The organism is Deltaproteobacteria bacterium (genome assembly GCA_016874775.1).
Lineage (GTDB): Bacteria > Desulfobacterota > Binatia > Bin18 > Bin18 > VGTJ01.
This window is the reverse complement of record VGTJ01000050.1, coordinates 12,195-32,329: the sequence shown is the minus strand read 5'-3', so window position 1 is coordinate 32,329 and position 20,135 is coordinate 12,195. Positions and strand designations below refer to the sequence as shown.

The following is a 20,135-nucleotide window of genomic DNA, read 5'->3' as shown; positions in this document are numbered from 1 at the left end:
GTCGCCCGCGTTCATCCAGCTCTTCGACCAGACTTCGATACTTAGACCGAAGCCAGCACACAATGGTCTCGTCTCTCATCCCTGCTCTTGTGCAGAGGCTCTCCACTCCGGTCAATCACTATTGCGGTAAGTTGTTTCCTGCCACCGCCTTAGCCCCGGAATGCCATACGCGTGACGGCCAATGAAGAGAGACTTCCGTCCAGTTACTGGATGGACCTTCACTAAGGGACGCAGTGGCGGCTCCTCTCTGTGAAAGCCATACCCTGCGCCGACCGCAACTTTGTGGCCGATACGACCTTGCGAATAGTACAGCGAGTGATAGGCCGAGAGTGCAGCGATGCGAGTCCTGATCGCCTCGTCAAGTGCATCGTACGCCGCCCGCATATCCGCCCATTCGGTCTGTCCGCCCGCTGAGGGAACAACCTGTGCAGACAGGACGGAGGCCTTTGCAGCCAGTGGCATGTAGGAGCTGTCAGTATGCCAGCCTTCGTTGCCGCGCATAAGCTGCATGCCATGTTCGTCGTCTCTCATCAGCGTGCCGTCGGTGCGCTGATTGCTGATCGGTACGATCTCGCGGTCGGCAACCAGATGCTCAATGGCACCGAAGCGGCCACCGAAGTTGATCTGCTCGGTCTCGCTGAGATGTTGACCAGGGAAGATTAACACGGCATGGGCAAGAAAGGCACGTTCGATCTCGTCCCATTCCGCAGCCTTGAGGTTAGCGAGCTTGACGCCGGTGACAATGGCACCGAGCGTGGCCCCCGTTGGAGTAACTGTAAGTGTCATAAGTCTCCCTCCTTATGTCAAGCGTAACGTTGAGCGACACTCTGCAACTCACGCATCATCAATCGGAGGCGAATTTTACCTCGATTCACGCACCCCTTCCAGAGTAGCGATCATTGCCATGCGTCTCCGTCTCTGCCACAAGCGGCACCCCGACCGCTTGTCATATACTGCCGCTGGACGCTATGATCCACAGGCGTAAGATACAAGGAGGCAGGCATGACGCAAACCGTAGCACCGGCGACCAATCGTGAAGCAAGTGAAGGCCGGTTAAACTACCTCGATTCCTCGGTTCCTAGCTCTCTATATCGTAACGGCAAAATGCTCCTGCGACGCAACGCTGACGGAAGCGACTCGGAGTTGCTGGGGGTCGTTTACGACGAACGTCACGTCACGGTTCATAACGCGCGACTGCTCACCGGTACCCAGCGGCGCACGGTCGAGAAAAACGGCTTTGAGCTGTGTTTTCGTCCCGTAATGCACCCCAATCTCGACTTTCTCGACCACCAAGACGTCGCTCAACATTACTACCACGAGTGTGCACAGTTGCTCAAAGAGGTCACCGGCGCTGCAACGGTGGTAGCGTTTGACCACAACGTCCGCTCTACCGATGGAAAACAACGCAAACTGCGTATTCGTGGCGGACAGGAAGTGCAAGGCCCAGCGCGAATCACACATGGTGACTATACCCTCACCAGCGCTCCTGAGCGTTTGCAACGCCTGGCACAAGAGCCGTGTGAGAATGATACGCTCCGTTCTACCCTCGCGTCGGGAGCGTCGTTGCTTGACCCAGCAGAGGTAGAGACAGCGATTGGCGAGCACGGTCGCTTCGCCATCATTAACGTGTGGCGTAATATTGCCCATACGCCGGTTGCAACCCATGCGCTGGCTTTGTGCGACGCACAAACAGTGACCCCGAAAGACCTCAGCGTGTTTGAGTTACATTGTGCCGACCGTATAGGCGAGAACTATTTCTCCAAACCAGATCCGGGACACACGTGGTATCACTACCCAGCCATGACACGCGACGAGGCACTGCTGATCAAGCAATGGGACTCGGCTGGCCCGCTGGCACGGCCCAAAGGGCAGCGGCCTGACAGCGATGACCCGCAAGCGCCGTGCACGTTCAGTTTCCATACGGCATTCGATGATGCAACCACTCCGCCCGATGCACCAGCGCGATGGAGCATCGAGGTCCGCTGTGTGGTCATCTACCAGTAAGCGCACGGTGGAAGATGGGCGATCACTAAACGGTCAGACCAACCACAAGCACAGAGAAAAGGAGGGAACCACATGGCCAGTAGGAGTCAACACTTACACCCAGCCAAAGGAAACGGAGCGCGCGCGCACTATGACGCAGTCGTCGTCGGCGCGGGCTTTGGCGGTTTGTACGCGCTGCATCACCTGCGTCAGATGGGTCTCGCGGTACGTGTCTATGAAGGTGCTGGTGGTGTGGGCGGCACATGGTGGTGGAACCGCTACCCCGGAGCACGAGTTGATTTTCCCGGAAGCCCCTTCTATTGCTACACGTTCTCAGAAGAGCTGATGCACGAATGGGACTGGGCCGAAACTCAGCCCGATCAGGCGTCGGTGCTGGCTTATCTTGAATACGTCGCCGATCGATTTGACCTGCGGCGCGACATTCAGCTCGAGACGTGGGTGAGCGATGCCCGTTACGACGAAGCGGCACAACGCTGGCAGCTTGAGACCAGCGCTGGCGAGCACGTGTCTGCTCAATTTCTCATCTGCGCCGTTGGTACTCTTTCGGCGGCATACAAACCCAACATCCCAGGGATCGATAGCTTCACCGGCGAGTGCTATCACACCGGTCGCTGGCCACAGGAACCCGTCTCTTTTGCAGGCAAGCGCGTCGGCGTGATCGGGACTGGCTCCTCGGGGGTGCAAGCAATTCCTGAGATCGCCCGTGAGGCCGCACATTTGACGGTGTTCCAACGCACGCCACAGTACAGCATTCCAGCGCGCAACCGCCCCGTCGACCCCGAGATGGTGCGGGACGCCCGCGAGAACTGGGAGGCACTGCGGGCGAAGATGAATGCCTCACCCGTGGGCTCGCCGTTTGCGGTCACCGAACGTTCTGCCTTCGACGACACTCCCGAGCAACGCCAGGCACGCTATGAAACCCTGTGGCAGCAGGGAGGCCTGCACCTGCTGTTTGGTAGCTATACGGATATCATGACAAATAAAGAAGCCAACCGTACGCTGGCCGACTTCGTACGAGGCAAAATTCGTGAGATCGTGCGTGATCCTCAGACTGCCGCAAAGCTGATGCCTGACTACTACCTGGGCACCAAGCGCCAGCTTCTCGATAATGGCTATTTTGAAACCTTCAACCGCGACAATGTTACGCTGATCGATCTGCGCGAAGATCCGATTCAAGCGATCACGCCAACAGGGATGCGCACAGCGACAGGTGACCACCAGCTCGATATGCTCGTGTTGGCAACAGGATTCGACGCCATGACCGGCGCGCTGCTGCGTCTCAACCCCAAGGGACGTGGTAACGTTCGCTTAGCAGAGAAATGGCGTACGCGTTTCGATAGTTACCTCGGCATCACGATCGCCGAGTTTCCCAATCTCTTTATGATCCACGGCCCAGGCTCACCATCAGTGCTTTTCAATATGCCGCTGGGTGCCGAGCTTGAGTCAACGTGGATCGGCAATTGCGTACGTTACCTGCGCGAACATGGCCTCGGCGCCATTGAGGCCACGCCCGACGCCGAGAAGAGCTGGGATCGCGAGGTCTCCGAGTTTGCCAATCCAACGCTCTATCCTCTTACCGACTCCTGGTACACCGGAGCCAATATCCCCGGCAAGCCTCGTCAGTTCTGTGTACACCTGGGCGGCCCCCTCTACTTTCAACGCATCGCTGAGGTTGCGGCCAAAGGCTATGAGGGTTTCGTGCTAGAGAAAGAACATCAGGCCGACGTTGTTGCCGCGCTCTGAATACCGCAGACAAGCAAGAGAGTAGTCAGCAGCCAACCTGGAACGGTACTTATCAGGACTTCGTTCTTTTCTCCTGACTACTCTTTACCTCAAACGACTCCACTGCCCCCGACCAATATGGCCGAACCTGCGATTGATGCCGAATGCCATGTAAGCGCACCCGGTCAGTAAGGTTAAGCAGCACGGGCATCAGCTCAGCACCGCGAATCTGCCCTAATCCACCAGTGATCACTGCGCGTTCATGAAATTGCTTCACATGGTCGCTGAGTACGTTCTGTCCACCAGTTATGAGCAACGGTACCGCCTCACCAGAATGAATCAGCGGACCGCTACTCGGTGTGGCGTGATCGCCGGTTATGACCACAAGCACATCGCCTGTGGCTTCAACTCGTCTGACCAGATCACCAAGCTCACTATCAATCGCCTCAATTGCACGTTGCTTGGCTAGAGGATCTTTCTGATGTGCCGCAACATCCGGCCCCTTCGAGTGAACATGGACAAATTCATATCCTTGCTGAAAGAGCGTGTCCGCAACCCGCAGTTTTTCCTGAAAATCAGCCGCAACATCTGAATAGTGAGAGACAGTCACAGAAGTCATGCCACAACCACCCGCCAACCCAACATAAAGTGGATAGTTCTCTATGCTCGCTGCCCGTAGTCCATTTTGTTCAAGAAAAGGTGGAACATCTGGTCGTACTGCGGCCCATTTGGTCAACAAAAAGTTTATCAGTGAGGAGTTAAGTAATCTCCTTTGCTGATTAATTGGATGGCTCTGCAAACGTTGCCAGACCCAGTTCAAGTAATCGTTCAATGCTGTCGCGGTACGGTTTGCATTTGTGTGGTCAGGATCTTCAACTAGAGGCAGCGCCTTCGCTACCAGCGCGCCGTTATAAAACGGATCAACATCAGAGATATAGCGACTAGGATCTCCAGAGAGAGTGAGGATTGCTTCGCAATGTCCGCACGATTGCAGTGAAAAATGAATTCCATGCGACTCGTATTCAGCAATCCCTTTGATCAGTTCTTCACAGTCTGCCTCGTCACGAGATTGCTTCTCCTCCCAGAGAATGGTGTCGCGACGGACCCTTCCCTCGACAATCGTCGTTGAAGCAAAGCTCGCCAACATAACGACAGTCTCTGGAGCAATATCGAATCCTCGGCCGATTGCTTCAAAAGCGGCACGGCCAGGGAATTGATCAGATGAATAGCCGAAAAGGAGGAAGTGCGAAAATTCACTCTCTAAGGGCACGCCCGGAGACAATGGGAGCAACAATCCGGTAGTGCCCAGTTCCGCCAGTCGATCGAGATGGCGAGTGTGTGCGGCCTCAAGCGGGGTTTTACCTCCAAGAAGTGATTGCGGGCGATCAGCAAGACCGTCGAGCACGATAAAGAGAATACGGCTTGTAGAATGCGGATTGCGGATTTTTGTCACCGCGTTCACCATAAAGTATGCTTGCTCACTACTGGCTACCCAATGCTGACGACTTTCCTCGCCCGCTCCTCTGCGCCAATCGCTCGTAGTACGCTAGCGGTTCCAGGGGGCACCAATTCCTCCCACCCTTGCCCGGCTCGCAAACGTCGTCGTATTTCAGTCCCACTCACTTCTTTTGCTACACCTTCATCTAATACTTCAACGCTCCAGCCGTTATCCTGAAAGCGCCGTAACTTTTCATTTCCCCAGGCAGAGAATAAACGCAGAAACTGCACGGTCTCCGCTGGGCAGTACGATGCCCAGCGTTCGGGATGGTGAATCGGAAACGGGACAATCGCAACACGAAAGAGCGGAACGTTGGCTTCAAGCAACGTCGCTTGAACCATGCGCTGCCGTTCGAAAAAAGTAAACGGATTCGCTTCAGGCAAGTGCCGTCCGTTATCTGCTGGTTCATAAACAACAAGCGACGGGTCTGGGTTGGTAATGCCGATAATCAGGAGGTCACAGCGTGCCAGTGCAGCTTGTGTATACTCCCAATGCCCATTATGGAAGGGTTGAAAGCGCCCGTGAATCATGCCATAGCGATGACGCATGGGCGCTGTATAGCAGAAATCGCAACAGATTACTTATCGCACCACTGCCGGTGTCGTTTGTTCTGGACTTTGCGCGTAGGTGTGCGGAGTTTCTCTGGATATTACCGTCGAGACGGGTGCGGCTTTCGCGTCAGTAGCGTGGGTCGGCTGCGCCACCGTTGTCGTCGCAGGTTGCGTTTTGTTCACTTCAAAAACTAGTCGGCCAGCTTGGTTCTGTGCAGTGACACTTTCCATCACTTCTTCTGGCAGTTGGATAGGACGGAGCTGCGGAAATTTCCCCTCTTCAAGCGCTGGTCGCATAAAAAACTTCTCAGGATGTGATACTTCCATCTGGCTTTTCACCGACATGTCCAGATACCACCTTCTGCGCATAAAATCGGGATTGAAGAAGACTTCCTTTTCTTCATCAGTCCATGTCTTCAGGCGATGGTTGTCACGAATGTTATAGGTAAGAATATCCGTGCCAATATGCCAGTACACAATCAGCATAGGCCCATAGCCCCGCTCACCCATACTGGGGTTAAACATCTCAGTCAGGCGTGTTTCGATGAACGACAACTTGCCATCGGGTCCATACTGCTCAACTCGCAACGGATAAAAGGAATGCTTTTCCAACCAATAAAGGATGCGAGGCGCATAATAATCGGGCAACCAATCTTCACGTGCGAGTGCCTCAACGACATAACATTCGACACCACCGTTTTCGCGGTAATGCGGGTAGTCTCGCCCCATGATTTTGATATCGCGGGTGGCGACTTCGCGGAGGACTCCGTCGCCAGTATTGCCAATCACAATGGTTGGCCGGGTCACGGGAAAACGTACCGTCTGATACAGAACGTCCGTGCCAACAACGCGCCAGGAAAACTCCCACGCATCACGGCCATTTCCATCATCCGTCGTTTGCGCCTGGTTGGGAAATCGATCCTGACGCCGAAACGGCGCCTGGTGCCGCACCCGTCGGATTGCTGGCGTATACATGAAGGCTTCTTCTTTTTTAATAAAGCTCTTGTCAGTACGATAACGAATCGTCATGCGTTGCGAGCCTTCGGCATCCGGCGGGAAGATATTCTGGTTCATGTAGCGATAGAGCTCTTCACCCGGTTTGCGCAAGAACTCGGCGTTTACCCCATCAGGACCGAAATAGTTCATGAAGGTGATCGATTTGCCCGGATTGAGCAACACTCCTTGAGGAGTGATTGACCCCCAGAGGTTGGCAAATGCGCATGACCAGCGTGGCCGCTGGGTAAACTCCATCAACCGATAGCCCATCCCTTCTGCCGTGTATGGCGCTGTAAAAGGATACGCTTCCGCTGGCAGGTACGATGTCTGTGGGTCACGCGGAGTCTCGGTGCGTAAATCGAGATTCTGCAATTCTTCCGGTGAGAGTTCCTCAACCGTCTTCCAGGTACGAGCTGCGGCGGCAGATACTTCAGCGCTGGCAGCGGTCGACCATCCAATTACCATTATCAGAGCGAACGTAATCCACACGAGCAGTCGTGACGTTGGGTGCACGCTATCCTTCCTTACTATACTCTGCGTATGTGTAGAGATAACAACGGGGAGAAAACGAGAAGCTGCGCTTGGTATGTTCATGATGTTGGTACAATCTGCGTACGGCGAGTCGCTAGCGACTCGCCGGTCTCAGTATTGCCCTCATCAGTATTTATAAGGCAGGAACCGTCGTACAGCAAGAGTACAAGACAAAAGAGTATTTCACGGCGCCAACAAGCTTAGCGCTTTTCGTGTCGCCGCTAGACGCTCTTCGTTGACTGGGCTGACAGCAAGCACTGGCATCGCCGCTCCGGCCTGCTGGAACGCAACCAATTGTTCACGACACATGCTGGCTGGACCGAAGACACAGACTTCCTCAACCATGCGATCGGTCACCAGTGCAGCTGCGGCTCGCCGGTCGTTTTTCTTCCAGGCTTCTTGCATTGCATTCACCTCTTCAACAAAGCCACAGCGACGCCACTGTTTCCGATAGAATGGCAACTGAGCAAAGAACGCCAGGTTGTAGCGTGCAGCAGAACGTGCCTGATCGATGTCATCGGAAATGAAGGTCGGAATGCTGACAATACAATCAACCGCTTGTGGGTCTTTTCCTACTCGCTGCGCCGCATCTCTCGCTGCTTTGACAAGGCTTGGCAGGTATGAACGTGCCGGTAAGAACGGCATGATGCCATCGGCTACTTCTCCGCCAACCTCAGCAGACTCAACAGTCACTGCGCCAACATACACCGGCACCGGATGAAGCGAGGGGCGTGGTCGAAAGAACGAGCCAACATGTTTCCCTGTGAGGATACTCTTCACTGTTGATGCATAATGCCGCATGTATTTACGCGGTTGATCCATGGTGATCCCAAGGGACTCAAGGAGCGGGCGATGGCTGATGCCAAACCCCAACAGTAATCGACCGTCAGACAACTCATCGATGGTCGCTGCGGTCATTGCGGCAAGAAACGGATGGCGGAAATAGATATTGGCGATATTGGTGCCAACCTGAATACGCGAAGTGCCAAGCGCAATAGCTTCGGTACACGCCAGCGCATCGCCGCGCCCCTCGTTTACGAAAATCGCCGCATAGCCTTTGTCTTCAGCCAGTTTGCCCAATTCGACGAACTCCTTAGGTGGCGCCTCGGTAGCGGTCGATAGCACGACTCCCAAACGCTTCATACATCCTCCCTTCTTCTCTCGATTATTTCGCCTCGGGGTTTTGGTTATTCATCGGCACCGTCTCTGTCGCTGGAACGCCTGACGATGGCTGTGTTTCTCCTGGCTTCTGTATCTGCTTCTGCAACTTCACCAAATGCGCGCGACCATACGCAGTATCGAACACGCCTGCGTCTTCCCCAACAACCGTAAACTGATACCGTCCAGGTTGCGGACGCATGACGATATACAATAGTAAGGCGAGTAAGAAGAACATCTGCCAAGTTAACAGTCGCAAAAATCGCTCAATACTCTTGGCATGGGGGAGTAGATCTCCCCCCGAGAGCGACAGTTCAGCACGGTTTTCTTTTGTCGGCATAGTTACCCCTTTAGTATTGTTTCGGCACGCGGCATCGTGCCGTCGACAATACGAAAAATGATGAAAATTTGCACAACGCGCGCTATCTCGACTACAATCTCCTAAGAACATCGCTTTGCCTTCAGCGAGCAGAAAGACAGTCTGACGTAACGCGAGGCGCAGCATTCGAGCCTGTGTATAGAGTTTCTTGCAAGAATTCTCAACTCAAGCAGAAACCTGCTCGCGCCCTCATATTGTGTTTTTAGTCGTTCTATGGTCTGTATGGAGACAACAAGTATTTATTGCCTAGCGTGACATTTATGGCCCTACGCGAGCGTTACCCTAACAACATTCAAGCTGCAACGCTAAAGGCAGAAATTCGCAAGGCAATTTGGACTCTGCTCACACAACAAGGAATTACCCGTTTCCCTGGCCCGGTTGGGAGGGTGCCAAATTTTATCGGCGCCGAACGCGCCGCCATGCTCCTGCGTGAGCTCACCGTGTGGCGAAAAGCCCAAGTCATAAAAGTCGGCCCGGATGCTCCCCAACTTGCGGTTCGACGTGCAGCGTTAACCGATGGCAAGCTTCTCTACCTAGCCGTGCCGCGGCTGCGCACCGAAAAATGTTTTGTCGAACTGGACCCACAACGGCTCGGCTCTCGCGTTCCCTTAGTGTCGAGCATTCGTGGTGCGCTCAAATATGGTCGCCTTGTCACACCTCGTGAGATGCGTCACACCGACTTGATTGTCACTGGTTCAGTCGCGACCAGTCGCGATGGGGCACGGCTTGGCAAAGGGGGCGGATTCTCTGACCTTGAATACGGATTACTACGCGAGGAAGGCAAAGTTCGCGAACTCACACCTATTGTCACGACGATTCACCCACTCCAGCTTATTCTCCACAAGATCCCCATGTTTCCGCATGACCTGCCGGTTGATTTCATCATTACTCCAACAGAAGTGATCGCAACACGCGCAGTGTACCCTCGTCCTCGTGGTATCTATTGGGATTTGTTACGCGACATCGAGATCAACACCATTCCGATCCTGCGCAAACGCTTGCGGCAAGGTGGAACCGGTACACGGCAAGGATAAGCCAGAGTTTCGCTCTTCTGTCTAAGCGAGAACTCTCGTGCGCATGGCGTACGCTACATCTCTCCGGTAATAACCCGCAGTATACCAATCTTGTGTGGTTTGATTTAGCCGTTAATGCGATGCGCCGCAGCCAACGCCAGTGTCACAGCTTCATCTGCTGTCTTCGCAGCTTGGACGCCTTTCACGTCTCCCCAGGCGTTCACCCCGATCACCGGTTTGCCTAGCTTCAGCGCCAAAGCGACTTCAGAGAGCGTCCCATACGAACCAGGCAACGCGATCACCGCATCACCAGACGCAACCACTAACATGTTGCGTGCATGACCAAGCCCAGAAGGAATCACGATGGAAAGCGAAGAGTTGCCGGTCGTGGCATCATAGCTGGGCAGAATCCCTATCGTTGTCCCTCCCTGTGCCGCTGCCCCACGTGCAACACCAGCCATCACCCCACCAAGTCCACCACACACGACAATCGCCTCGCGCTGAGCAAGCGCTTGCCCTATCTCTTCTGCGAGCTGTGTCACTTCTGGTGATGGATTATTGTCGCCAACCACTGCAATCTGGAGTTTTCGTGCCATCGTGGGTTCCTCCAACTCTTACACTTCGGACAGGAGAATATCGCGCAGTTCTGGAATTGCACGCACCACATACTGCGGTGTCGGTAAATCGCCTGGCAAGGGAATCTCGTGTTCATTCACCCACGCGACATCCATTCCTACCCCAACAGCTCCACGAATATCATCATGCGGCGAATCGCCGACGAACAACGCGTCTTGCGGTTCAACTCCAAGCGTGGCGAGCGTGTCGGTAAAGATCAGCGGATGTGGCTTCCGCCACCCGTGCTCGTCAGAAATGACAATGTGTTCAAAACAGTCCGTCACGTCGTCACGTTGCAAAATGTGACGCGCGGTCGCACCGTGATCAAAATTGGAGACGAGCGCCACGCGATACTGCCGCCGCGTATCGGCGAGGAGTTGACTATGTGAAGCCGGAACATCGGTCGCATCGGCCAACAGTTGCATATGCGCGAGCGATAATTCCTGGGCAATCTGTTGCGTTTGGGCAGATTCGCTGAGGCCAACACGCGCAAGAATCAACGCGAACCGATGGATGGAAGGAAACTCCCGCATCTCACGGCTGCGGACTTCTCCTAGTTCACGTGAGACCTCGGTATGCGCCATCATAAACTGGGCAAACGGCACCTGTGGAACTTTTTGCTCGACGACGGCCCGCAATTTCCCCATCGTCGACCGCGACGACTTGCCGTTCCACTCAAAGAGCGGCAGCTTCTCCTGGCGAAACAGCGCCACAGTGCCAAACAGATCAAACAGAACAGCGCGATAGCGTTTCACTATACGAGCCTATTGATAGAGGGGTTGTTTTTGTTGCGGGTTGAGTGGCCGACGCCCAGCAAACCCATCTTCGCGCCCATGATAGAAGCGAATCTCTTTCTCGCCATACTGCCAACATAACTCAACCACTTCGCCATCGATACGGGCAGGAAAATCTACCAGCCCTAATTCAAGGCCCTTAAACAAGCACCCCTGCGCTTCAATCTCTTCGACATTCTGCGAGAGTTGTTCAAAAAGCGGATGCAACGCCGGTTTCATTTGTATGAGCTGATGCACGGACATCTGGTCAAGGCTGCGCTCGCCGTGTTCCTGCGCGATCGCAGCGAGTTCCTCACGAATTTTGAGACTGGCACGCTGCATACGGTCCAAGATGAGTTCAAAACGTGGGATTAAAGCGTTGGCTTCAGCTACCGAAAAGAAGTGTTCACGAGAATCACTTGGCATATATGGCTCGTCGCTTAGAGCGCCACGGTTGTAGCTACTCTTTACCCCTTGTGCAAGCGGAGACCATGTATTATCTTTTTTTCACAGTGAGATTGCATAGAACTGGAGGACGCCTCGATGGCAGACTCGAGATTTAGTGGAAGTGAAGAAGAACAAAGCCAAGAACATCGCACCGCTGGCATTGAAGACGATCTCAGCGGCGTCGTTGTTCCTGCAGAGCTCTCTATTTTACCCTTACGGGGAGTGGTCATTTTTCCCTCCGCCATCGTCCCGCTGTTAATTTCGCGCGGGTCGTCGCTTAAGCTCGTGGAGGATTGTCGCAAAGGAGATAACCTTCTTGGCTTAGCTACACAAAAAAATCCTGATGACGAGAACCCTACCCCACATGCCTTATACTCGCGTGGATGCGCTGGCCGCATCTTGAAGATGTTGAAGTATCCAGATGGAAGTGTGCGCATTCTGGTGCAGGGCGTCAAACGCATTGAGATCCGTGAGTACGGACAATATGAGACGTATTTCCGCGCGCGCGTCGCTCATTTACAAGACACCTTTGTTCCATCCAAAGATCTAGATGCGATACAGGCACATCTTGTGAGTCAGTTCGCCAAGTTCGTCTCGATGGTCCCCTACCTGCCAGATGAGTTGCAGGGCGTGGTCATGAACATTAAGGACCCAGGGCGCGTCACCGACTTGATCGCCTCGAACCTCAACATCTCAGTTGACGAGAAGCAGGATCTGCTCAACACGGTCGAGGTCCGCAACCGGTTAGAGAAGCTCTCGTCGATTCTCAATCGTGAGATCGAGCTGGTTGAGTTAGGCAACAAGATTCAGTCGCAAGTCCAGACTGAACTCAACAAGAACCAGAAAGAGTTCTATCTGCGCCAACAGATGCGCGCGATTCAGAAAGAACTCGGCGAAAACGACTCGCGTTCCAACGAGATTGAGGATCTGCGCAAAAAGATTGAAGATGCCAAGATGCCTGAAGAGGCACGCAAAGCCGCAGATAATGAACTCGAACGGCTACGCATGATTCCAGTCGAGTCGGCTGAGCATTCGATGGTTCGTACCTATCTGGAGTGGCTGGTCAACCTGCCGTGGTCGATCTCCACTGAAGATAATTTGGATATCCATCATGCTCGCCAGGTGTTAGACGAAGATCATTACGATCTGGAAAAAATCAAAGACCGCATTCTCGAATATCTGGCCGTGCGCAAGCTGAAGAATGACTCCAAAGGTCCTATCCTGTGCTTCGTGGGACCTCCGGGCGTTGGGAAAACCTCTCTCGGACGCTCTATTGCGCGTGCGATGGGACGGAAATTTGCTCGCATTTCCCTTGGTGGAGTGCGTGACGAAGCTGAGATTCGTGGCCACCGACGTACATACATAGGCTCGCTGCCGGGGCGCATGATTCAGTCGTTACGCACCGTTGGTTCGCACAACCCGCTCTTCATGCTCGACGAGATCGATAAACTGGGAATGGATTTTCGTGGCGATCCGGCGTCAGCCTTACTCGAAGTGCTCGACCCTGAGCAGAATTTCTCGTTCTCGGATCATTATCTTGATGTCCCCTTCGACCTCTCGAAAGTGATGTTCATCACCACGGCCAACTATTTGGAGCCGGTACCACCAGCGTTACGTGATCGCATGGAAGTCATTGAACTGGCGGGGTACACCGAAGAGGACAAACTTGAGATCGCCAAGCGTCACCTGATTCCCAAGCAGATTAAAGAAAACGGGCTCACCGACAATAACATCACGTTACTTGATGATGCCATTCTCAGTATCGCTCGGAGTTACACCCATGAAGCTGGGGTGCGTAATTTAGAGCGGGAGATCGGGAGCGTGTGTCGAAAAGTTGCACGGACCGTCACCGAAGGCAAAACCGACAAGACCGTCGTCAACCAGGCAAAACTCCGAGAACTGCTTGGACCGGAGAAATTCTTCTCCGAGGTCGCCGAACGCACGCAAGAGCCTGGCGTTGCCACTGGTCTGGCGTGGACGCCCAATGGCGGGGACATTCTCTTCATTGAAGCCACGCGCATGGCTGGCAAAAAAGGACTGACGATCACTGGCCATTTGGGCGATGTCATGAAAGAGTCAGCACAGGCTGCGTTGTCGTACGTCCGTTCTCGCTCAGACCGGTTGGGTATTGCACCAGACTTTTTCGAGAATTGTGACTTGCATATTCACGTACCAGCCGGTGCCATTCCCAAAGACGGGCCGTCGGCGGGGATCACCATCGCGACGTCGCTTGCTTCGCTGCTTACCGGTCGTCCAGTGCACTCGCACGTTGCCATGACAGGCGAAATCACCTTGCGCGGCAAAGTCATGCCGATTGGCGGTGTCAAGGAAAAGGTCTTGGCCGCACGTCGTGCAGGCATCACTATGATAATCCTGCCCAAGCGCAATGAAAAAGACATGGAAGATGTGCCAGCGAATGTGCGACAGGAAATGCAGTTTCGTTTCGTCGAAACGATGGATGATGTACTCGACTTAGCCTTGGAGCCTGCAGCTATTCCCATCGACGCGAAACCGACAAGCTTTCAAAGTGTAGTTGCATCATCATAAATACCCCAAGAGGAGCATCTCAACGAAATGCCCTCTTGGTGTTGATACGACCAACGGGAGGCGACCAAGCCTCCCGTTTTTTTTTGAGGAAAGCGCATGACACAAAAGGTGAGAAAAGCGGTGATTCCCGCCGCTGGATTGGGCACCCGCCTTCTGCCCGTGACCAAGACTGTCCCAAAGGAACTGTTGCTCGTTGTCGATCGCCCAGCTACCCAGTATGCGATTGAAGAGGCAGTTGCGGCTGGAATCGAAGAGATCGTTTTCATCATTAGCGAGAACAAAGAAAGCATTGGGCACTACTTCTCGCCGGCACCAGCACTCGATGCCTGGCTCGCCGATCAAGGCAAAGCGTCTCTGTTAGACGATCTGAATAAACTGCTCTCCCGTATTCGCACCTCTTGTGTCTATCAAGATCAACCACGTGGGCTCGGCCATGCCGTCCTGTGCGCGCGAGCAGCCGTAGGCAATGAGCCGTGCATAGTGATCTTGCCCGATGATCTCGGTGAAGCCGCCCCGCCGCTGTCTGTCCAACTCATACGTGTCTACGAACGTACGGGTACCGGTGTGGTGGCATTGGAACGCATTCCCCGCAATGACATTCATCGCTATGGCGTCATCGCTGGCAGCGAGCGCGAACCGCGGACCTATGAAATCTCGGACATGGTGGAAAAGCCACCGCGCGGCACCGAACCCTCGGATCTCGCGATCATCGGTCGCTATGTGTTACCTGCAGAGATTTTTTCCATCCTCGAACATGTCCAACCTGGAGCTGGCGGAGAAATTCAATTAACCGACGGCCTCAAAGTCCTCCGTCAGCAGCGTGGACTTTTCGGTTATGAGTTCACTGGTCGACGTCACGATGTCGGAACTGTCCCAGGGTTCCTCGAAACCACCATACGCCTGGCCCTGAACAATCCCACCACGAAAGACCGCATGCATGCACTCATTCGTGAGCTGCACGCGGAAATCTCAAAGTAAGCCGTTCATTCTTACCCACGGCCATCAGTTGGAGCGATTATGGCACTCACGACTATTGAGCAATTATCACTACAAGGCAAACGCGTCTTCATTCGTGTTGATTTCAACGTCCCGCTCAACAAAGCCGGTGCCGTCACCGACGATACCCGTATCCGCGAAGCCCTCCCAACGATTCGCTATGCCCGCCAGCAGGGCGCCAAGGTCCTCCTTGCTTCTCACCTCGGTCGTCCGAAAGGTAAAGTCGACCTAGCGTTCTCTCTGAAGCCAGCAGCCGAGCGACTCGCGACACTCTTAGAGACAAACGTCCCACTGGCATCCGATTGCGTCGGCCCCGCAGCGGAAGCTGCGGTCAACAAACTAACTGCTGGCGACGTGCTCGTACTAGAAAATTTGCGGTTCCATGCAGAGGAAGAAAAAAACGAGGCTGGCTTTGCGCGTGCCCTGGCTGCCCTCGCGGACGTCTATATCAATGACGCCTTTGGCTCCTCGCACCGGGCACACGCTTCAGTGGTTGGCATGGTTCCCCACTGTGTGCATAAAGGAGTCGGGTTCCTCATGCAGAAGGAAGTCGCAGCGCTCTCACGCTTGGTGCAGTCCCCAGAGCGCCCATTCGTTGCCATACTGGGCGGTGCAAAAGTATCCGACAAGATTGGACTCATTGGCAGCCTGCTCACCCGCGCCAATACCATCATTATTGGTGGCGCAATGGCCTACACACTGCTGCAAGCGCAAGGCATCTCCACCGGAAAGTCGTTGGTCGAACCGGAGAAAGTCCAAGAAGTCCGGACGGTCCTGGCGAAAGCCAAAGAACAAAGAGTGACGATTCTTGTTCCACAAGATCATGTTGTTGTCGCAGAGTTGCAACCCGGAGCTGTAGCCACAACGACCGCCGGCCCTGAGATTGCCAGTGATCGCTTGGGGGTAGATATTGGCCCGCGCAGTATTGAGAGTTTTCGCGCTGCTGTACGTTCAGCTCGCACGATCCTGTGGAATGGACCAATGGGCGTGTTTGAAATACCACCCTTTGACCAGGGTACTCGAGCACTCGCCGAAACCGTCGCACGCTCGACCGGCTTTAGCGTTGCGGGGGGAGGTGACACTGTCGCTGCCCTGACTCAGGCTGGGCTCGCCGACAAAGTTAGCCACGTTTCGACTGGTGGGGGTGCGTCGTTAGAGTTTCTGGAGGCTGGAGATCTTCCCGGCTTGGCAGCACTGCGCGGGTAGTTGTCAACGCGAACCTCACTCACAATCAGTGCCCCCCTTTTCTGGTCGATACTTTTTTGCTACACAGGGTCCGGAAATGAGTCGCTAAGCAGAACGATATATTCTTTACATAATCATGGTATCGATACTGGAAGAAGAAAAACGCCAAGGTGTAACCCGCCTTGGCGTTTTTTTTGCACATAGGAACGCGTCACTAACTACACGGAGATTACACGCACTGAGGTATTCTATGCCAAGCATCCCTCGTACCCTCGACAAAACCTCATTCTCTATCACCGGTCTGATCCTCGCTGGGCTTCTTCTCCTTCCGGTTGCTGGTGAAGCAGCAGAGAAGACCACCAAGAAGCCGGTTGCCAAGCAGGTCACAGCCGTCAAACCCGCAAAGCAAACAACAAAAGCCAAGAAGCCCAGAGGAGCTGCGCAAGCCAAGGCCCCGGTAAAATTCGATGAGGATACTGCGCGTACGACGTTCGAAACTTTTGCGCGCGAATGGATGGCAAAACTTGCCGAAGCTGAAGAGTTCCAACGTGCCAAGAAGATAAAAGTGACGGAAACCCCTGACGGCTATTCTGCGGAATATATTGGCTATCTGCCAGAGCGGTCGATTCAAGTGAGGAAAACCGAATCTACAGACACGCCCTTTGTCGGGACCCTGACCTACTACGAACGTACGCTACGATGTACCGGAAAAACCAAAGAACAGGCCATCCAAGGCCCTTTCGAGCAAGTCGGGACGTCTCCAGTGCTGGAAATTTTCCGCTTCACCAAAGGGAAATGGGTCTACTAAAACAGGAAACACGGGTGCTCTTGCTGTGCTCGTTTGAGACTTGAGATTGCGGCTGACCTTGCTTGCCGGTACAGATCGTGACAAACAGAAAAGGCGATGAATCGTTATCGCTGGTGAGGCAATGGCATGACATACAGCAGTAGTAGACCGTTACGTTCTCGTGCGTTTCTTCTCTCGTTCATCTTTCTTTATCTCTCTCAGCCTCTGCTCTTTGCTGCTGAGAAAAACTGGAATGTCACACAGGAAACCCTTCCCAACGGTCTCCAGGTGATCATGCTTGAGGACCATCGGGCACCAGTTGTGACACTACAAGTGTGGTATAAAGTCGGTGCGCGCAACGAGCGCTCTGGCATCACCGGCATCTCCCATTTGCTTGAACATCTGATGTTCCGTGGCACCCCCAAATATGGGCAAGGAGAGTTTTCTCGCCTAGTCCAAGGCAAAGGTGGATCTCACAATGCCTTTACCTCAGATGATCACACGGTCTATTTCGAGAATGTCGCCTCTACTCACCTCGACCTCCTCCTCGAACTCGAGTCAGATCGACTGGCGAATCTCACATTAGATAAAAAGAGATTTGAGGCGGAACGCAAGATCGTTATGGAAGAGCGACGAATGCGCACTGCCGATGAACCTGCCGCAGATTTATATGAGCAGGTAAGCGCAGCAGCGTACACTGCTCATCCCTATGGCTGGCCAGTGGTAGGGTGGATGCGTGATCTAGAAACGATGACGCTCGCCGACGTCAAAGCGTATCGGCAACTCTTTTATGCTCCCAATAACGTTATTCTTGTTATTGCTGGAGCTATTTCTCCCCCAGCTTTATTGTCTAAAGTCAAAGCGACGTTTGGCACTATTCCTACTGGAGCACAGATACCGAAAGTGACATCAGTAGAACCTCCTCAGCGAGGCGAACGGCGAGTGACACTCAAACGCCCCGCCTCACTGCCCTTGTATGTCTCCGCCTACCACGTTCCAAATCTCAAAAGCGAAGATAGTTTTCCCCTCTCCTTACTGTCGGTGGTGCTGGCAGGAGGACGGAGTTCTCGGCTGCAGACCGCGCTCGTCGAGCGTAAAGCGTTGGTTCTCAGTGCAGATGCAAGCTATGACGATGCCTCTCAAGACCCGTCTCTGTTCACCCTCTCGATGCGCCTTGCTCCTGGAAAGCGGGTGCAGGACGCCGAGCGGGCCCTCTATCAGGAAGTGGAACAACTGAAAAACAAACGCGTCAGTGCCAAAGAACTGGAGCGAGCCAAGAATTTAGTTGAGTCTTCTTTCGTGTACGGACAGGATTCACTCTTCTATCGGGCCATGCAATTGGGCGAGTACGCCTCGCTCGGTAATTGGGAATTGATCCACAAGGTGATTCCCGGAATCCGTGCTGTCTCTGCGGCTGACCTTCAGCGTGTTGCCAAAACCTATCTGCGAGAAGAGAACCGTACGGTTGGAATTTTGCACCCCGAAGGCAAACCCATTCGCGAACGTCCATCTGGAGCCACCAGAGGTCCACTACACTAACGGCAGCATCCTTATCTCACCACACTGCCGACAATCAACGAAAGCATTCACCATGAAATTCGGTCGATCATCCCTCGTGTTCGTACTGCTCATGTGTGCCGCCTCAGCCAATGCTGCACCGCTCGGCACTCGCACAACGCTCGACAATGGGGCGATCCTGCTGGTTGCCGAACGGCCAAGTATTCCCATGGGGGTGATCAACATCTTGCTCAAGAGTGGAGCGGCTGCTGATCCAACTGGTAAAGAAGGGGCCGCCAATCTGACCGCTGAACTCTTAACCCGTGGGACGAAGCAACACTCGGCGCAAGCGTTGGCTGAACAGCTTGATTTTCTTGGCGCCTCACTGCGAGTAGATGCTGACCTGGAGACCTCCTCAGTCACGTTAACAACCTTAACCAAGAATCTCCCTGCCGCGTTGACACTGCTTGCTGAGGTCCTCACCTCTCCCATCTTTCCGATCGCTGAATTAGAGAAGAAACGAATCGAGATCGCCGGTGGTTTGCAAAGTCGCGAAGAAGACCCAGGATGGGTTGCTCAGCGAGCGTTTCTCGAAAAATTGTATCCGCAACATCCATACGGCAGACTTGTCGAAGGACAAGCGGCAACCCTCACATCCCTCACACGCGAGGATGTCGTCGCGTTCCATCAAACCCATTATCGACCGAATAACGCAATCATTGCTGTGGCTGGAGATGTCACGGCAGAGCAGTTCGAGAAGCTGTTTCGTACCCATCTGGCTGAGTGGCAACGTGGCGACATTCCTGACCTGACGGTACCTGAACAACAGCAGCCAAAGACAACGCAGATCACGCTCGACAAGAAAGTCGCACAGGCAAATGTCATTATGGGCCATATCGGTGTCGCACGCTCCAATCCAGACTACTACAACATTCAGGTCATGAACTATATTCTTGGTGGCGGCGGTTTTGGCTCGCGGTTGATGGATAAGATTCGCGAAGAGCTGGCCCTGGTGTATTCGATCGGTAGCGGCTTCAGTGCGCGTAAACATGCAGGGCCATTCACGGTAGTTCTGCAAACCAAAAATGCCAGTGCCAAACAAGCTCTTGATGAATCACTGAAAGTGATTCATACCCTCATCGAGGGTGGTCCGACAGAAAAAGAAGTCACCGAAGCCAAAGCCTACTTAATCAATAGCTTTCCCTTGCGCTTGGTCTCGAATCGCGATGTCGCTTCATTACTTCCGGTCCTGGAGTTTCATAACCTGGGCTTAGATTATCCAGACCGCTACCCGACGCTTATTGGCCAGGTCACGCGCGAACAAGTCCATGCCGCAGCGAAAACCTACCTTCGTTCCGAGCACCTGCTCCAGGTGGTGGTTGCGGACTTAGCACAGGCGGGATTGGCGAAACAGTAGAGATGTCCCGCCGGGGCGC

Annotated in this window: 18 protein-coding genes; 9 read left to right on the top strand and 9 right to left on the bottom strand. The window is 54.0% G+C overall.

From position 1 onward, the window contains the following. Positions 1-111 precede the first annotated feature (111 nt). Positions 112-786 carry a TauD/TfdA family dioxygenase gene (locus FJ147_10745; GenBank protein ID MBM4256365.1) on the bottom strand — a complete coding sequence of 225 codons (675 nt, stop codon included), beginning with the start codon at positions 784-786 and terminating at the stop codon, positions 112-114. A gap of 216 nt (positions 787-1,002) precedes the next feature. Between FJ147_10745 and FJ147_10740 the strand changes: the two genes are divergently transcribed. Next, complete coding sequence (locus FJ147_10740) at positions 1,003-2,004, top strand: hypothetical protein (protein ID MBM4256364.1); 1,002 nt, start codon at positions 1,003-1,005, stop codon at positions 2,002-2,004. A gap of 72 nt (positions 2,005-2,076) precedes the next feature. After that, a complete protein-coding gene (locus FJ147_10735; GenBank protein ID MBM4256363.1) occupies positions 2,077-3,747 on the top strand; it encodes an NAD(P)/FAD-dependent oxidoreductase in 1,671 nt (556 codons plus the stop codon). 52 nt (positions 3,748-3,799) lie between these two features. Here the strand turns inward: FJ147_10735 and apgM are convergent, their stop codons facing one another. The 5 genes from apgM to FJ147_10710 form a co-directional block, all read right to left on the bottom strand. Beyond that, positions 3,800-5,191, bottom strand: a complete 1,392-nt coding sequence (apgM, locus tag FJ147_10730; protein ID MBM4256362.1) for a 2,3-bisphosphoglycerate-independent phosphoglycerate mutase — start codon at positions 5,189-5,191, stop codon at positions 3,800-3,802. A gap of 23 nt (positions 5,192-5,214) precedes the next feature. Continuing rightward, entirely contained in the window at positions 5,215-5,772 is a 558-nt protein-coding gene (locus FJ147_10725) for an adenylyltransferase/cytidyltransferase family protein (protein ID MBM4256361.1), read from the bottom strand. A 33-nt stretch (positions 5,773-5,805) separates the two neighbouring features. After that, a complete protein-coding gene (locus FJ147_10720; protein ID MBM4256360.1) occupies positions 5,806-7,365 on the bottom strand; it encodes a DUF1329 domain-containing protein in 1,560 nt (519 codons plus the stop codon). A 120-nt stretch (positions 7,366-7,485) separates the two neighbouring features. Then, complete coding sequence (locus FJ147_10715) at positions 7,486-8,445, bottom strand: LLM class flavin-dependent oxidoreductase (GenBank protein ID MBM4256359.1); 960 nt, start codon at positions 8,443-8,445, stop codon at positions 7,486-7,488. Between the two features lie 22 nt (positions 8,446-8,467). After that, positions 8,468-8,800, bottom strand: coding sequence for a hypothetical protein (locus tag FJ147_10710; protein ID MBM4256358.1), 333 nt, complete (start codon positions 8,798-8,800; stop codon positions 8,468-8,470). Positions 8,801-9,099: 299 nt separating this feature from the next. Here FJ147_10710 and FJ147_10705 point away from each other — a divergent pair, with 299 nt between their 5' ends. Continuing rightward, complete coding sequence (locus FJ147_10705; protein MBM4256357.1) at positions 9,100-9,873, top strand: 5-formyltetrahydrofolate cyclo-ligase; 774 nt, start codon at positions 9,100-9,102, stop codon at positions 9,871-9,873. 104 nt (positions 9,874-9,977) lie between these two features. On the opposite strand, the gene FJ147_10700 is transcribed toward FJ147_10705, so the two are convergent. From FJ147_10700 to FJ147_10690, 3 genes are read right to left on the bottom strand one after another with little or no spacing between them, the layout of a single operon-like run. Beyond that, positions 9,978-10,448, bottom strand: a complete 471-nt coding sequence (locus FJ147_10700; GenBank protein ID MBM4256356.1) for a TIGR00725 family protein — start codon at positions 10,446-10,448, stop codon at positions 9,978-9,980. Between the two features lie 18 nt (positions 10,449-10,466). Next, positions 10,467-11,222 (bottom strand): HAD family hydrolase, encoded by a 756-nt coding sequence (locus tag FJ147_10695; protein ID MBM4256355.1) that lies wholly within the window; start codon positions 11,220-11,222, stop codon positions 10,467-10,469. 9 nt (positions 11,223-11,231) lie between these two features. After that, positions 11,232-11,666: a DUF2203 family protein gene (locus FJ147_10690; protein ID MBM4256354.1), complete on the bottom strand. Its 435-nt coding sequence runs from the start codon at positions 11,664-11,666 to the stop codon at positions 11,232-11,234. 117 nt (positions 11,667-11,783) lie between these two features. Here FJ147_10690 and lon point away from each other — a divergent pair, with 117 nt between their 5' ends. The 6 genes from lon (at position 11,784) to FJ147_10660 (ending at position 20,116) form a co-directional block, all read left to right on the top strand. Further along, positions 11,784-14,234, top strand: a complete 2,451-nt coding sequence (gene lon / locus FJ147_10685) for an endopeptidase La (protein MBM4256353.1) — start codon at positions 11,784-11,786, stop codon at positions 14,232-14,234. A gap of 96 nt (positions 14,235-14,330) precedes the next feature. Beyond that, on the top strand, positions 14,331-15,212 hold the full coding sequence (locus tag FJ147_10680; GenBank protein ID MBM4256352.1) for a UTP--glucose-1-phosphate uridylyltransferase: 882 nt from the start codon (positions 14,331-14,333) through the stop codon (positions 15,210-15,212). 39 nt (positions 15,213-15,251) lie between these two features. Then, complete coding sequence (locus FJ147_10675; protein MBM4256351.1) at positions 15,252-16,436, top strand: phosphoglycerate kinase; 1,185 nt, start codon at positions 15,252-15,254, stop codon at positions 16,434-16,436. Between the two features lie 229 nt (positions 16,437-16,665). After that, on the top strand, positions 16,666-17,223 hold the full coding sequence (locus FJ147_10670; protein MBM4256350.1) for a hypothetical protein: 558 nt from the start codon (positions 16,666-16,668) through the stop codon (positions 17,221-17,223). Positions 17,224-17,349: 126 nt separating this feature from the next. After that, positions 17,350-18,741 carry an insulinase family protein gene (locus FJ147_10665; protein MBM4256349.1) on the top strand — a complete coding sequence of 464 codons (1,392 nt, stop codon included), beginning with the start codon at positions 17,350-17,352 and terminating at the stop codon, positions 18,739-18,741. A gap of 52 nt (positions 18,742-18,793) precedes the next feature. After that, positions 18,794-20,116, top strand: a complete 1,323-nt coding sequence (locus tag FJ147_10660) for an insulinase family protein (GenBank protein MBM4256348.1) — start codon at positions 18,794-18,796, stop codon at positions 20,114-20,116. The last annotated feature ends 19 nt before the right edge of the window (positions 20,117-20,135 follow it).

Excerpts from the sequence above, each read along its gene's own strand:
- FJ147_10745 (MBM4256365.1), bottom strand. The coding sequence starts at position 786 with ATGACACTTACAGTTACTCCAACGGGGGCCACGCTCGGTGCCATTGTC.
- FJ147_10740 (MBM4256364.1), top strand. The coding sequence starts at position 1,003 with ATGACGCAAACCGTAGCACCGGCGACCAATCGTGAAGCAAGTGAAGGC.
- FJ147_10735 (MBM4256363.1), top strand. The coding sequence starts at position 2,077 with ATGGCCAGTAGGAGTCAACACTTACACCCAGCCAAAGGAAACGGAGCG.
- apgM (MBM4256362.1), bottom strand. The coding sequence starts at position 5,191 with ATGGTGAACGCGGTGACAAAAATCCGCAATCCGCATTCTACAAGCCGT.
- FJ147_10725 (MBM4256361.1), bottom strand. The coding sequence starts at position 5,772 with ATGCGTCATCGCTATGGCATGATTCACGGGCGCTTTCAACCCTTCCAT.
- FJ147_10720 (MBM4256360.1), bottom strand. The coding sequence starts at position 7,365 with ATGAACATACCAAGCGCAGCTTCTCGTTTTCTCCCCGTTGTTATCTCT.
- FJ147_10715 (MBM4256359.1), bottom strand. The coding sequence starts at position 8,445 with ATGAAGCGTTTGGGAGTCGTGCTATCGACCGCTACCGAGGCGCCACCT.
- FJ147_10710 (MBM4256358.1), bottom strand. The coding sequence starts at position 8,800 with ATGCCGACAAAAGAAAACCGTGCTGAACTGTCGCTCTCGGGGGGAGAT.
- FJ147_10705 (MBM4256357.1), top strand. The coding sequence starts at position 9,100 with ATGGCCCTACGCGAGCGTTACCCTAACAACATTCAAGCTGCAACGCTA.
- FJ147_10700 (MBM4256356.1), bottom strand. The coding sequence starts at position 10,448 with ATGGCACGAAAACTCCAGATTGCAGTGGTTGGCGACAATAATCCATCA.
- FJ147_10690 (MBM4256354.1), bottom strand. The coding sequence starts at position 11,666 with ATGCCAAGTGATTCTCGTGAACACTTCTTTTCGGTAGCTGAAGCCAAC.
- lon (MBM4256353.1), top strand. The coding sequence starts at position 11,784 with ATGGCAGACTCGAGATTTAGTGGAAGTGAAGAAGAACAAAGCCAAGAA.
- FJ147_10680 (MBM4256352.1), top strand. The coding sequence starts at position 14,331 with ATGACACAAAAGGTGAGAAAAGCGGTGATTCCCGCCGCTGGATTGGGC.
- FJ147_10675 (MBM4256351.1), top strand. The coding sequence starts at position 15,252 with ATGGCACTCACGACTATTGAGCAATTATCACTACAAGGCAAACGCGTC.
- FJ147_10670 (MBM4256350.1), top strand. The coding sequence starts at position 16,666 with ATGCCAAGCATCCCTCGTACCCTCGACAAAACCTCATTCTCTATCACC.
- FJ147_10665 (MBM4256349.1), top strand. The coding sequence starts at position 17,350 with ATGACATACAGCAGTAGTAGACCGTTACGTTCTCGTGCGTTTCTTCTC.
- FJ147_10660 (MBM4256348.1), top strand. The coding sequence starts at position 18,794 with ATGAAATTCGGTCGATCATCCCTCGTGTTCGTACTGCTCATGTGTGCC.